At 70.6% G+C, this 12877-nt stretch carries 12 protein-coding genes; 7 read left to right on the top strand and 5 right to left on the bottom strand.

From position 1 onward, the window contains the following. Positions 1-4 precede the first annotated feature (4 nt). Positions 5-1033, top strand: coding sequence for a bifunctional GNAT family N-acetyltransferase/(deoxy)nucleoside triphosphate pyrophosphohydrolase (locus ACQY4O_RS08980; protein WP_428378151.1), 1029 nt, complete (start codon positions 5-7; stop codon positions 1031-1033). 7 nt (positions 1034-1040) lie between these two features. Here ACQY4O_RS08980 and ACQY4O_RS08985 read toward each other — a convergent pair whose 3' ends face one another. After that, the gene (locus ACQY4O_RS08985) at positions 1041-1895 is read right to left on the bottom strand and encodes an exonuclease domain-containing protein (protein ID WP_428375907.1); all 855 of its coding nucleotides are present in this window, start codon (positions 1893-1895) and stop codon (positions 1041-1043) included. 59 nt (positions 1896-1954) lie between these two features. Here ACQY4O_RS08985 and ACQY4O_RS08990 point away from each other — a divergent pair, with 59 nt between their 5' ends. Then, the gene (locus ACQY4O_RS08990; protein ID WP_428375909.1) at positions 1955-2707 is read left to right on the top strand and encodes a competence/damage-inducible protein A; all 753 of its coding nucleotides are present in this window, start codon (positions 1955-1957) and stop codon (positions 2705-2707) included. Positions 2708-2741: 34 nt separating this feature from the next. On the opposite strand, the gene ACQY4O_RS08995 is transcribed toward ACQY4O_RS08990, so the two are convergent. From ACQY4O_RS08995 to ACQY4O_RS09005, 3 genes are read right to left on the bottom strand one after another with little or no spacing between them, the layout of a single operon-like run. Next, positions 2742-3695 carry an acetyl-CoA carboxylase carboxyltransferase subunit alpha gene (locus ACQY4O_RS08995; RefSeq protein WP_428375910.1) on the bottom strand — a complete coding sequence of 318 codons (954 nt, stop codon included), beginning with the start codon at positions 3693-3695 and terminating at the stop codon, positions 2742-2744. Between the two features lie 57 nt (positions 3696-3752). After that, complete coding sequence (locus tag ACQY4O_RS09000; protein ID WP_428375911.1) at positions 3753-4685, bottom strand: tyrosine recombinase; 933 nt, start codon at positions 4683-4685, stop codon at positions 3753-3755. 36 nt (positions 4686-4721) lie between these two features. Continuing rightward, positions 4722-4865 carry a hypothetical protein gene (locus ACQY4O_RS09005; RefSeq protein ID WP_428375913.1) on the bottom strand — a complete coding sequence of 48 codons (144 nt, stop codon included), beginning with the start codon at positions 4863-4865 and terminating at the stop codon, positions 4722-4724. Positions 4866-4968: 103 nt separating this feature from the next. Here ACQY4O_RS09005 and aroB point away from each other — a divergent pair, with 103 nt between their 5' ends. The 3 genes from aroB to ACQY4O_RS09020 all read left to right on the top strand — a co-directional run bounded on the left by aroB (position 4969) and on the right by ACQY4O_RS09020 (position 8904). Then, positions 4969-6801 (top strand): 3-dehydroquinate synthase, encoded by a 1833-nt coding sequence (aroB, locus tag ACQY4O_RS09010; protein WP_428375914.1) that lies wholly within the window; start codon positions 4969-4971, stop codon positions 6799-6801. 311 nt (positions 6802-7112) lie between these two features. Next, positions 7113-8258, top strand: a complete 1146-nt coding sequence (locus ACQY4O_RS09015; RefSeq protein ID WP_428375916.1) for an OmpA family protein — start codon at positions 7113-7115, stop codon at positions 8256-8258. 130 nt (positions 8259-8388) lie between these two features. Next, on the top strand, positions 8389-8904 hold the full coding sequence (locus tag ACQY4O_RS09020) for a GtrA family protein (RefSeq protein ID WP_428375917.1): 516 nt from the start codon (positions 8389-8391) through the stop codon (positions 8902-8904). Between the two features lie 150 nt (positions 8905-9054). Here ACQY4O_RS09020 and ACQY4O_RS09025 read toward each other — a convergent pair whose 3' ends face one another. Continuing rightward, positions 9055-9603: a nucleoside 2-deoxyribosyltransferase gene (locus ACQY4O_RS09025; protein ID WP_428375918.1), complete on the bottom strand. Its 549-nt coding sequence runs from the start codon at positions 9601-9603 to the stop codon at positions 9055-9057. Positions 9604-9661: 58 nt separating this feature from the next. Between ACQY4O_RS09025 and alaS the strand changes: the two genes are divergently transcribed. Together alaS and ACQY4O_RS09035 are read left to right on the top strand one after the other, a co-directional pair. Next, on the top strand, positions 9662-12367 hold the full coding sequence (alaS, locus tag ACQY4O_RS09030) for an alanine--tRNA ligase (protein WP_428375919.1): 2706 nt from the start codon (positions 9662-9664) through the stop codon (positions 12365-12367). After that, on the top strand, positions 12364-12819 hold the full coding sequence (locus ACQY4O_RS09035) for a hypothetical protein (protein ID WP_428375921.1): 456 nt from the start codon (positions 12364-12366) through the stop codon (positions 12817-12819). The genes alaS and ACQY4O_RS09035 overlap by 4 nt, the downstream gene beginning before the upstream one ends. The last annotated feature ends 58 nt before the right edge of the window (positions 12820-12877 follow it).

The raw sequence follows: 12877 nt of genomic DNA on the forward strand, positions 1-12877 counted from the left end.
CACCCTGCGCGCGCCCTTGTCGAGCGATGCCGAGGCGATCCACCGGCTGGTCAATGACTGGGGCGTGGTGCGCATGCTGCCGCGCCTGCCGTTCCCGTATCCGCGTCGGCTCACCGACGAGTGGATCGCCTCCACCGCCGAGCAGGCGCTGGCAGGCAGCGCCTACCACTATGCGATCATCCGGGCGATCACCCGGCCCGGTGAGCCCGGATCCCAGGACGGGCGCGATGCGGGGGCGGGCGAACTGCTCGGCTGCATCGGCCTGCGCATCGATGCCGACGCGCGCACCGGCGATCTCGGCTACTGGATCGGACGGCGCTACTGGAACGACGGCGTCGCCCGCGAGGCGGCCGGCCGGATCGCGCGCTGGGCGCTGGCGAATCTCGAGATCGACCGGCTGGTGGCGCAGGTCGCGACCGACAATCCGGCCTCGGCGTCGGTGCTGCGCCGGATCGGCTTTCGCGAGACCGGCACCGGCCAGCAGGACTTCCTGGCCCGCGGCGGCAGCCATCCGGTCCAGCGGTTCGAGGCGACGCACGCCGACCTCGCCGCCGATCCGGACCTGCTGGCCAGGCCGCGTCCGGTCCGCGAGGCGGCCCCAGCGCATGCCGCCGAGCCGCGCCTGATGCTGGTCGCGGCCTGCGCGCTGATCGACAGCGATGGCCGCATCCTGCTGGCGCGGCGCCCGGAGGGCCGCTCCATGGCCGGCCTGTGGGAGTTCCCCGGCGGCAAGATCGAGCCCGGCGAGACACCGGAGCAGGCGCTGATCCGCGAGCTGCACGAGGAGCTGGGCATCGACGTGTCCAGCACCTGCCTCGCCCCCTTCACCTTCGCCTCGCATACCATCGCGGCCACGCCCACCGCCTCGTCGGTACACCTGCTGATGCCGCTCTATCTGTGCCGGCGCTGGAGCGGGATCCCCCGCCCGCGCGAGGGCCAGGGCCTGGCCTGGGTCAGGCCGGAGAAGCTGGGCGACTACCCGATGCCCGAAGCCGACCGCCCGCTGGTGCCGATGCTGCGGGACTTCCTGTAGTCCTGCCTCAGGCGGAAGGCGTGTCCAGGCCGAGCGCCATCTGCGGCCCCGATGGCGCACTCGTTCGCCTGTCCTGCACGGCGACGGGCTGCTCGCCGCGTCGCGCAATCTCGGTGCGGGCCGTGAATGCCATGTCGGCATTGCCGTCGCCGGCAGCGATCTGGGCCAGCACATCGCGGTCCAGGTCGCGCCAGCTCCGGTAGCGATACGGGCCATACGGCACCCGTACGAGCAGCGCCGGCTCCGCTGACCAGGCGAGCAGCTGCTCGACCGGCGCCAGCGCCAGCATGTCGCGCAAATGGTGCGCGGTGACGTAGGCATCCGGTCCCGCCCGATGCGCCGGCAGGCCGAGGGCGCGATCGAGCCCCTCCGGCCGGCGCCAGTAGCGCAGGCCCTGGTTGGAGTGGCCCGGCGCCTCGGGCCAGATCCGCAGCGCACATTTGTAGGTGCAGATCCAGCGCGCATTGCCCGACACCGCCGGCACGCACCAGCGCTGCTCGAAGGCCGAGCGATGCGCCGCCAGGGCAGCCGGTCGGATGTCGCCCTGCAGCACAGGAGGCGCCACCTCGTGCCAAAGCGGGGCGCCAGCGACATCCTCGTCGATCAGGTGGTGGATCGCCGACGTCGCCGGCGAGATCGGGTTGCCCGGCCGCACCAGCCGGGCCTGCGGGCCGCGATGCAGCCGCCAGATCCCGTCCGCCTCGACCAGGTCCTGCCAGCCGATCTCAACCACCCCGCCATCGCTGAAGCTGTTGCCGGTGGTCTCCAGGTCGATGACCCGGAGCAGGCGGCTGGAACCTGGCAGTCCGTGAAACGCGGTGTGACTTGCCGTCATTGCGCCCATGTAGGCATGGAACGTCACCGGCGATAGCCCGGGCGGCATAGTCCGCGCCGGCACCCCAACAGCATCGAGCGAACCGCATGAACCCCACCGCCTGCATCCTGGTGATCGGCAACGAGATCCTGTCCGGCCGCACCCAGGACGCCAACATCCAGTTCCTGGCGCGGCGCCTGGGGCAGCTCGGCGTCAGCCTACGCGAGGTCCGCGTGATCCCGGACGTGCGAGAGACCATCGTGGGCAGCATCGTCGAGCTGCGCGCCCGCTACGACCACCTGCTGACCACCGGCGGCATCGGCCCGACCCATGACGACATCACCAGCCCCTGCGTCGCCGAGGCGTTCGGCGTGCCGTGGGAGATCCATGCGGAATCGTTCGCCAGGCTCGAGGCACACATGGCGCCGGGCAGCTTCAACGCCGCCCGCCAGCGCATGGCGACGCTGCCGCGGGGTGCCACGCCGATCGAGAACCCGGTCTCGGTGGCGCCCGGCTTTTCCATCGGCAACGTGCATGTCATGGCCGGCGTGCCGCGCATCATGCGGGCGATGTTCGAGGCGCTGGCGCCATCCCTGGCCGGCGGCCGGCCGACCGTCTCGCTCGCCTGGCATGCGGACGGGCTGCTGGAAGGCGCCATCGCCGAGGGGCTGGAAGCGATCCAGCACCGCATGCCGGCGGTCGATATCGGCAGCTACCCGTACGAGCGGCCGGACCGGCGCGGCGTCAGCCTGGTCAGCAAGGGCATCGACCCGGACGCCGTCGCCGAGGCCGCCGCCGCAGTCCGCGCGCTGATCGGGCAGCTCGGCGTCACTCCGGTGGAGGGCGAACCCCCGGCCTAAAGCTTCATTGACTTGATCCCGGCCAGAGGCGTTTTCAAACAGCCTCGCGGCCCATCGCCAGATACTTCTCGCGGCGCTGGGCCCGCAGCGCCGCCGGCTCCAGCGCCAGCAGGCCGGGCAGCGCGGTGGCGATCGCCCGGCCGACAGCCTGGATGGTGAAGCCGGGATCGCGATGCGCGCCACCGACGGGTTCCGGAATGATCTCGTCGATGAGCCGGAAGTTCTTCAGGTCGGTCGCGGTCAGCCGCAGCGCCTCGGCGGCGGTGGCGGCCTGGGTGGTGTCGCGCCACAGGATCGAGGAGCAGGCCTCAGGCGAGATCACCGAGTAGATCGCATGCTCCAGCATCAACACGCGGTCGCCGGCGCCGAGTGCCACCGCGCCACCGGAGCCGCCCTCGCCGATCACCGTCACCACGATCGGCACCGGCGCGGACAGGAAGGCGTCGGTCGAGCGGGCGATCGCCTCGGCCTGGCCGCGCGCCTCCGCCTCGATCCCGGGAAACGCGCCGGCGGTGTCGACAAATGAGAGGATCGGGAGGCCGAACCGGCCGGCCAGCTCCACCAGGCGGCGCACCTTGCGGTAGCCTTCCGGACGCGCCATGCCGAAATTATGCGCGAGCCTGGTATCGAGATCGTCGCCGCGCTCGGTGCCGACCACCACCACGGACCGGTTCTCGAACCGGCCGAGGCCGCCGACCACGGCATTGTCCTCGGCGAAGCTGCGGTCGCCGGCGAGCGGCGTATAATCGGTGATCAGCGCGCCGATATAGTCCAGCGTGTGCGGCCGCTGGGCGTGCCGGGCGACCTGCACCTTCTGCCAGGGCGTCAGCTTCGCGTAGGTGGCGCGCAGCTGGCGGTCGGCCTTCTCGGTCAGCCGGCCGACCTCGTCCGTGATGTTGATGCCGTCGGTTTCCGACATCCTGCGAAGCTCGTCGATCTTGTCCTCGAGCTCGGCAACCGGTTTTTCAAAATCAAGGAACTGGCGCATGCGGGTGCCTCCTAGCACAGTTCCCTTGTGTGCCAATCCCCCCGCAGGAAGCTCCCGTCACGACCCGGTATCGTGGTCCGACAGCGGGTGATGCGCCTCGACGAGTTTCGCCAGGCGCTCGGCCAGGACGTGGGTGTAGATCTGCGTGGTGGCGATGTCGGCATGTCCCAGCAGCATCTGCAGCGCGCGCAGGTCGGCGCCGCGCGCCAGCATGTGGCTGGCGAACGAGTGCCGCAGCACGTGCGGCGACAGGCGCTCCGGGGCAATCCCGGCGCAGCGTCCGGCCTCGGCCAGGATCAGGTCGAACCCCTGCCGGCTGAGCGCGCGACGGGGATTGCGGCCGGCGAACAGCCAGGGCGAGGCAGCCTGGCCGGGCGCCGTGTCGGCGTCCGCAGGGTCGCGGGCCCGCAGCACGGCGTCCGCCGCCGCGCGCGCCGCATCCGACAGCGGCACCACGCGCTCGCGGCCGCCCTTGCCGCGCACCAGCAGCATCGGCGCCTCCCCCCTGAGCGCGTCGCGCCGCAGCGCCAGCAGCTCCGAGATGCGCAGGCCGGTCGCATACAGGATCTCGATCGCAGCAAGTGCCACCGGCTGGCGCCGCGGCGGCAGCGGGCCGCCGGCAGCGCAGGCCGCGAGCAGCCGGTCGACCTCCTGCTCGGACAGCAGGCGCGGCAGCGCCGGTGCCATCCGCGGCGCGTCGAGATGCAGGCAGGGATCATCGCGGCGGATGCCCTCGCGCAGCAGGTGCAGGTGGAACTGGCGCAGGCAGGACAGCCGCCGGCTCGCCGTGCGGGCCGACAGGCCGCGCCGGGACAGCGAGGCCATGTAGTCGCGCAACGTGGCGGCGCCGGCGGCGGCGGGACGCTCGCCGGCCGCCCTCACATGCGCCGCGAAATCGGCGAGGTCGCGGCCATAGGCCTTGAGCGTGTTCGGGCTGGCGCCGCGCTCGGCGGCCAGCATCTCGAGGAAGCCTTCCAGATGGCGGTCCATCGCGGCGGCCCGGTATCGTTCGGATCGCCTGCCTTCCTAGCTGCCGCCGAAACGGTCGTTCGGCAGCACGACATGCATCTGCTGTACTGGCGGGCGGGGCGGGGCGGCGCCGAGATAGATGAACCCGCCGGCCAGGGCCAGCACGCCGAGGGCCAGCACGACGAGGAAGAATCGGATCATCTGGAACGCCCTCGATCTTGCCGCCCGATCGCCGTACGGCGGGGCTCTCCTGGGATCCCCGGGCGCATGACGACCCCGCAGCGTCTATGCTAGCTTCACGTTGATGTCACGCGACACGGCACCCGCCGGGCTCCCAACGATCGATGCCGGGACCATGCCGAACGGGCCTGCCGATCTGCCTGTGCCCGATCGCCGACCGGCGCTGCCGGCAGACATCCTGTCGGGATTGCGCCAGCGGCCGATCGTGCTGGTCGGGCTGATGGGGGCGGGCAAGACCACCATCGGCAAGCGCCTGGCGCTTCGCCTCCGCGTGGCGTTCCGCGATGCCGATTCGGAGATCGAGCGCGCTGCCGGCTGCAGCATCGCCGAGATGTTCGAGCGCTGGGGCGAGGCCGCGTTCCGCGAAGGCGAGCGGCGGGTGATCCGGCGCCTGCTGGACGGCGAGCCGCTGGTGCTAGCGACCGGCGGCGGCGCCTACATGGACCCGCACACCCGGGCATTGATCGGCGCGCGCGCCACCAGCGTCTGGCTGCGCTGCCCGCTGGAGGTGCTGGTGTCGCGGGTCGCCGGGCGCCATCATCGGCCGCTGCTCGCAGGCGGCGATCCGCGCGAGGTGCTGCGCGAGCTGATGGCGATCCGGCATCCGATCTATGCAAAGGCCGACCTGGTGATCGACTGCGACAACGCCACCGCCGAGCACACCACCAGATCGGTCCTCGATGGGCTGGCGGCCCGGGCAGCGGCTGGCGCTCCGGATGGGACCGGGCGGCACAACGAGGCCCGCCTGCCCGATACTCGCCTCCCCGATACTCGCGTTCATGTGCCGCTGCCGCACCACCCCTACGATATCCTGATCGGACGCGGCCTGATCGCGCGCGCAGGCGAGCTGCTGGCGACGGTGCTGCCGCAACCGCGCGCGATGATCGTGACCGACGCGACGGTGGCAGCACTGCATCTGCCGGCGCTGCAGGCGTCGCTCGCCGCCGCCGGGATTGCGACCGCGACCGTCATCGTGCCGCCCGGCGAGCAGTCCAAGAGCCTGCGCGGTTTCGGCGAGGTCACGGACGGCCTGCTCGCGAGCGGCCCGGAGCGGCGTTGCAGCGTGATCGCGCTGGGCGGCGGGGTGGTCGGCGACCTGGCCGGCTTCGCAGCCGCCGCGGTGCTGCGCGGGCTGCCCTTCGTGCAGATCCCCACCACGCTGCTGTCGCAGGTGGACAGCTCGGTCGGTGGCAAGACCGGCATCAACACCGCCTTCGGCAAGAACCTGCTGGGCGCCTTCCACCAGCCGCTTGCCGTGCTGGTCGATACCGCCGCCCTGGATACGCTGCCGCCACGCGAACTGCGCGCGGGCTACGCCGAGATCATCAAGGCCGGCCTGATCGGCGACGCCACGCTCTTTGCGTGGTGCCTGCACAACGGCGCCGCGATCGTGGATGGCAGCGATCCTGCCATGCAGGCCGAGGCGATCCGCCGGGCCTGCCTGTTCAAGGCCGCGGTGGTGGCGGACGACGAGCGCGAGGAGCGCGCCAGCGGCGGCCGGGCGCTGCTCAATCTCGGCCATACCTTTGCCCACGCCCTGGAAGCCGAGCTGCACTATGACGGGCGGCTGCTGCATGGCGAGGCGGTGGCCATCGGGCTCGGGCTGGCGATCCGCCTGTCCGCCCGGCTCGGCCACTGCGATCCGGCGCTCGCCGAGCGGGTGGTGCGGCATCTGGAGGGGCTCGGCATGCAGGCCCGCATCGCCTCGCTGGCGCAGGCGCTCGCTGTCGGCTTCTCCGCCACCGGGCTGATCGCGCAGATGGGACGCGACAAGAAGCGGCAGGACGGACGCATCGGGTTCGTGCTGCTGCGCGCGGCCGGCCAAGCCTTCTCATCGCGCGACGTGCCGAGCAGCGAGGTGCGGGCCCTGCTGCTGCAGGAAGGTTGCATCACATAGGACGGAGCTTCGGCTTCATCACTGTCTGTCACTCGGTTGCAACAGAGCTCGTTGCCAACCCGGCGTATCGCTCACGAAATCCGGAGCGCTACTTGTCTGATTTGCTGGCCCGAACAGTGAAGTCTGCAATCTCGTGCCGCCTCCGTAATGGACTGTGCTTTTGGGGCCACTGTCTTCGCGGTAATGGCCCTCTAACGTTCAGACAGGCTCCGCAGCAGCAACCAGAGGCTCTATATCGGGCTTAGGCATCCCACTGGGCTGCGCCGCCGATGGTTGGTGGTTGCCGCACGGGTGATTAAGAGGACGGAACAATGCGTCTGCGCACGGCGTTACTTGCAACTACACTCCTGGCGGCCGCTCCGGCCGTCGCGATGGCGCAGCCCGTCGCCGGGCCCTACATCAGCCTGGGCGCGGGCTATAACCTGCAGCAGACTGTGGGCGCCCACTTCTCGCCCACCACCGACGCCGGCGGCGCGGAGTCCGCGGGCTCGGGCAAGTCCGGCTACCGCTTCGGCGATGGCTTCGACGGCATCGGCGCTGTCGGCTTCGGCCTCGGCAACGGCCTGCGACTGGAGATCCAGGGCGCTTATCTCTATAACAACGTCAATCACCGCAGCAACACGGCGGTTGCCGGCGACACCAGCGGCCATGACCAGAAGTATGGCGCCTTCGTCAACGTCCTCTACGACATTGACCTCGCCCAGTTCGGCGTGGCGCTTCCCGTGACGCCCTATGTCGGCGTCGGCGGCGGCTACCTCTGGGATCACCTGTCGCCGTTCACCACGACCTATAACAGTGGCGACGTCGACCGGGTCGGCGGCACCGAGGGCAGCTTCGCCTACCAGGGCATTGTCGGTGTTGCCTACAACATCGTCCAGGTTCCTGGCCTGGCGCTGACCGGCGAGTATCGCTTCGTCGGCACCCTGCCGCAGAACACCGGCAGCGCGTTCACCTCGGAGTCCTACACCCCGACCGGCCTGCACAAGGGCAATGTCGACTTCAACGACAGCTTCAACCACGAGATCCTGGTTGGCCTGCGCTACGCGTTCGACACCGCCCCGCCGCCGCCGCCGCCCGCACCGGTGGTCGCACCCCCGGCGCCGGCGCCGGCCCGCACCTACCTGGTGTTCTTCGACTGGGACAGGTCGGCACTGACCGGCCGCGCCCGCGAGATCATCGCCGAAGCGGCACAGGCATCCACGCGGGTGCAGACCACCCGTATCGAGGTCAACGGCTACACCGACAACTCGGCCGCCCATCCCGGTCCGCGCGGCGAGCGCTACAACCAGGGTCTCTCGATCCGTCGCGCCGACAGCGTCAAGGCCGAGCTGGTGCGCGATGGCGTGCCGGCCACCGCAATCGACATCCATGGCTATGGCGAGAGCCATCCGCTGGTGCCGACCGGCCCGGATACCCGCGAGCCGCAGAACCGTCGCGTCGAGATCATCCTGCACTGATCTTGTTCGAACAGAACGCGCGACAGAAGGGGCACCGAAAGGTGCCCCTTTTCGTTACTGGAACTTAACGGGTTACGTGTTCTAGGTTGCTCACGAGACGCCCTCCTCCGCCCGGAGCCGGACTGCCCCCATGATCGAACAAGATGTCGCCGCGGAAACGATGTCGCACGCCCACCGCAAGGGGACGCAGCTGAACCTGATCGACAGCCTGCTCGACCGCCTGCCGCATTCGGGGCCGCTCGCCCTGACCGCGGCGCGACGCACCCTGATCCTGCAGTTCATGCGTTTCGGCGTGGTCGGGGTGATCGGCTTCCTGTGCGACGCCACCACGGTCTATGCCATGCGCCACGTGATCGGGCAGGCGGGCGCCATGATCCTGGCCTATTTCATCGCCGCCTCGATGAACTGGCTGATCAACCGGCTCTGGACCTTCCGCGGCGTCGGCGGCGCGGGGAACCTGCTGCGCCAGTGGGGCATCTTCCTTGCCGCGAACTCGCTCGGCTTCCTGCTCAACCGCGGCACCGCGCTCACCCTGACCTACACGGTGCCGTTCGTCGACCAGCATGTGGTACTGGCGCTGGTGGCCGGCACGCTGGCCGGCATGTTTTCGAACTTTACCCTGTCCCGCCGCCTAGTCTTCCGCTGAAAGGACGCTTGCAAACGCCTGCTGCTGGCGATCCGACTCGCCTTTCCTGCGCTCCGATGCTCACGGCCATTGAGGCCGCTCCGCTTCGGTGCTCGGAAAGACGCGCCGGGCGCGGCCCTGCGGGCCGCTCTCATCCAGCATCAGACGTTTTCAAGCGTCCTTTTGGGTCGATCCCGAAAGACGCTCTACGCACTGCTTGAAGCCTTCGAGGTTCGGGCCGGTGAAAACCCTGCCACCGGAGAACTCGATGCCGCAGGCGATCATCAGGTTGTCGGGGAGGCCGAACTCCTCGATCTCTTGCCCGTCGGAGTCTCTCAGCCGCCCGTCTTCATGCCGTGCGGCTCCGCGATCAAGAGCGCTGCACCGGTCCGCGTAGGGCTCGATGCTCTCGCTCCACCCGAACACGACCAGGCCGAGCGCACGGGCGAAGCCGACCTCGTAGACGGTTCCGGCATCGGCTCCGGGACCGCGGAACGGGGTGAGGTTGGCGATCACTGCGTTGCAGCCGCGTATGTGGGCCTCGTTGCCGAGCGCGATCCTGGCGGCAAGAGAGGCGACAGGCCGGTCCGGGTCCGGAGCCGGATCGAGCGGGAAGACCGGTCGCAACCCCGCCTCGACGCAGATCCGCTTGAGCAGGGCGCCCCGCTGCTCGGGTTGCGTCACGAACACGTCCGGTCCGGCGAGGTAGACCCGCAGCATCCCGTCCTCCCTGGCCCCCACCTTCCCCTGACAAGGGTGCCTGCGCTAGAGCAGTACCATGCAGAGCAGCAACGACATCCGTGCGGCCTTCCTCGACTATTTCGCCGGCCACGGCCACCAGGTGGTGCCGTCCTCGTCGCTGGTGCCGCGCAACGACCCCACCCTGCTGTTCACCAATGCCGGCATGGTGCAGTTCAAGAACGTGTTCACCGGCCAGGAGACCCGTCCGTACAGCCGCGCTGCCACCGCGCAGAAAGTCGTGCGCGCCGGCGGCAAGCATAACGACCTCGACAATGTCGGCTATACCGCGCGGCACCACACCTTCTTCGAGATGCTCGGCAACTTCTCGTTCGGGGACTATTTCAAGCCGCTCGCCATCGAACTCGCCTGGACGCTGGTGACCCGCGAGTTCGGCCTGTCGCCGGACCGCCTGCTCGTGACCGTCTATGCCGAGGACGACGAGGCCGCGTCGCTGTGGAAGCGGATCGCCGGGCTGCCGGACAGCCGCATCATACGCATCGCGGGCGCCGACAATTTCTGGCGCATGGGCGATACCGGGCCATGCGGTCCCTGCTCCGAGATCTTCTACGACCATGGCGAGGACGTGCCGGGCGGACCGCCGGGCTCGCCCGACGAGGATGGCGACCGCTTCGTCGAGATCTGGAACCTCGTCTTCATGCAGTATTTCGAGGACCCGCCCGGCACGCGCACGCCGCTGCCCCGCCCCTCGATCGATACCGGTATGGGGCTGGAGCGCGTGGCGGCGATCCTGCAGGGCCATCGCGACAACTACGACACCGATACCCTGCGTGCGCTGATCCTGGCCTCCGCCGAGGCGACCGGGCAGGCGCCGGACGGCCCGTTCCGCATCAGCCACCGGGTGGTCGCCGACCATCTGCGCTCGTCGTCGTTCCTGATCGCGGACGGCGTGCTGCCGGCCAAGGACGGCCGCGGCTACGTGCTGCGCCGGATCATGCGACGCGCCATGCGCCACCTGCACATGATGGGCACCACCGGCCCGCTGTTCGACCGCCTCGTGCCGGCGCTGGTGCGGCAGATGGGTGCTGCCTACCCGGAACTCGGCCGGGCGGAAGCGCTGATCCGCGAGACCATGCGGCTGGAGGAGGACCGCTTCAAGGCGATGCTCGAGCGCGGCCTCGCCTTGCTCGCCGACGAGACCGCCCGGCTGTCGGAAACCGCGCCACTGCCCGGCGAGGTCGCATTCAGGCTCTACGACACCTTCGGCTTCCCGCTCGACCTCACCCAGGATGCGCTGCGCGAGCGCGGGCGGGGCGTCGACCTCGAAGGCTTCGAGACCGCAATGTCGGCGCAGCGCAGGCGCGCCCGTGCCGCCTGGTCGGGCTCCGGCGAGGCCGCGACCGAGCAGGTCTGGTTCGAGCTGCGCGAGCGCCTCGGCACCAGCGAGTTCCTCGGCTACGGCACCGAGCAGGCGGATGCGGAGATCGCCGGACTGGTGGTGGACGGGACCGGGCGCGTCAGCGTCTCCGCCGGCGAGGCGGTCGCGGTGCTGCTCAACCAGACGCCGTTCTACGCCGAGAGCGGCGGCCAGGTCGGCGATACCGGGCGCATCACGGCACCCGGCGCCGGTCCCGGCCGCGAGCCGCTGGTGATCGAGATCACCGACACCCAGAAAAAGCTCGGCGACCTCGTGGTGCAGTACGGCCGCATCGTCTCCGGCGAGGCGCACATCGGCCTCGCCGTCACCGCCACCGTGGACCATGCCCGCCGCGGCGCGATCCGGGCGCATCATTCGGCGACCCACCTGCTGCACGAGGCGCTGCGCCGCCAGCTCGGCACCCATGTCGCGCAGAAAGGCAGCCTGAACGCCCCCGACCGGCTGCGCTTCGATGTCAGCCAGCCGCGCCCGATCGCGGCCGCCGAACTCGCCCTGGTCGAGGCCGAGGTCAACCGGCGCATACGCGAGAACAGCGAGGTCCGCACCCGCCTGATGACGCCCGACCAGGCGGTGGCAGACGGCGCGATGGCGCTGTTCGGGGAGAAGTACGGCGACGAGGTGCGCGTCGTCTCGATGGGGACGCCCGAACTCGGGGAATCCCGAACCGCCTATTCGCTGGAACTCTGCGGCGGCACCCACGTCGCGCGCACCGGCGATATCGGCCTGTTCCGGATCACCGCCGAGAGCGGCGTCTCGGCCGGTGTCAGGCGCATCGAGGCGGTGGCGGGCCTCGCCGCCGAGCAGTCCATGCTGCTCGCCGACCAGCGGCTGCAGCAGGCCGCGGCCCTGCTGCGGGTCACGCCGGTCGAGCTGCCCGACCGGATCGCCACCCTGATCGAGGAGCGCCGCATCGCCGAGCGCCAGCTGGCCGAGCTGCAGCGCAAGGTGGCGCTCGGCACATTTGGCGGTCCTGGGGGCGGCGGCGTGGCCGCGACGACCACCGAGAGCATCGACGGCATCGCCTTTGTCGCCCGCAATCTCGGCGAGGTGCCGGCGCGCGAGCTCAAGGGGCTGGCCGAGGCGATCGTGCAGCAGATCGGCTCCGGCGTGGTGGCGCTGCTGTCGGGATCGGATGGCCGCGCCAGCATCGTCGTCACCGCCTCCGCCGATCTGGCCGGCCGGGTCGATGCGGTGACCCTGGTGCGCGCCGCAGCAGTCGCCCTCGGCGGCAAGGGTGGTGGCGGCAGGCCGGACATGGCGCAGGCCGGCGGCCCCAATCCCGCGCGGGCGGAGGACGCCTTCGCCGCCATCCGGACCGTCCTGGCCGCGGCGCGTGCCGCCTCGTGACCGGCATTGCCCGGTGCCTGCAACGCGGGGCCGCCGCGGCGAGCCTCGTCGCCTGCCTCGCCTGGGGCGGCGGCGGCCATGCGCAGTCCAGCACTTCCCAGTCTTCCGAGACCCGCCCTGCCGAGACCCAGTCCGGCAAGCCCCACTCCGCCAAGACCCAGTCCACAAACCCGAAAACCCACGCCCCGCGTCATCCGAAGGCCCCGGTCACGGCCGCCGCGACCCCGCCGCCCCCGGCCGAGAACCTGGTGGTGCATGGCGCGCGGCGCTACGAGACCGCCCCGGTGCCGAACCAGGCCATCCACGATCCGGCCGACGCGATGCGCGACCCCGCCACCGGCGCGCCGATCGGCCGGTTCGGCCATGCCTACCTGGATGCGAACCCGGTGCCCCCGGTCAATCCGGAGCTGCAGGGCGACCAGGGGCCGGTGGCAGTCGGCGTGCAGCGCTGATCCCGTCCGCCGCTGCGGGTCGCGGCAACCGCGAGCCGCTTTACCGGTTGCTGCACGC

It is taken from the genome of Lichenicoccus sp., assembly GCF_965277665.1.
Taxonomy (GTDB): domain Bacteria; phylum Pseudomonadota; class Alphaproteobacteria; order Acetobacterales; family Acetobacteraceae; genus Lichenicoccus.

Bases quoted from the DNA above. Each gene is read 5' to 3' on its own strand.
- ACQY4O_RS09025 (WP_428375918.1), bottom strand. From the start codon at position 9,603: ATGCTGCGGGTCTACCTCGCCGGACCGGACGTGTTCGTGACGCAACCC.
- aroB (WP_428375914.1), top strand. From the start codon at position 4,969: ATGTCACGCGACACGGCACCCGCCGGGCTCCCAACGATCGATGCCGGG.
- alaS (WP_428375919.1), top strand. From the start codon at position 9,662: ATGCAGAGCAGCAACGACATCCGTGCGGCCTTCCTCGACTATTTCGCC.
- ACQY4O_RS08995 (WP_428375910.1), bottom strand. From the start codon at position 3,695: ATGCGCCAGTTCCTTGATTTTGAAAAACCGGTTGCCGAGCTCGAGGAC.
- ACQY4O_RS09000 (WP_428375911.1), bottom strand. From the start codon at position 4,685: ATGGACCGCCATCTGGAAGGCTTCCTCGAGATGCTGGCCGCCGAGCGC.
- ACQY4O_RS09020 (WP_428375917.1), top strand. From the start codon at position 8,389: ATGATCGAACAAGATGTCGCCGCGGAAACGATGTCGCACGCCCACCGC.
- ACQY4O_RS09005 (WP_428375913.1), bottom strand. From the start codon at position 4,865: ATGATCCGATTCTTCCTCGTCGTGCTGGCCCTCGGCGTGCTGGCCCTG.
- ACQY4O_RS09015 (WP_428375916.1), top strand. From the start codon at position 7,113: ATGCGTCTGCGCACGGCGTTACTTGCAACTACACTCCTGGCGGCCGCT.
- ACQY4O_RS08990 (WP_428375909.1), top strand. From the start codon at position 1,955: ATGAACCCCACCGCCTGCATCCTGGTGATCGGCAACGAGATCCTGTCC.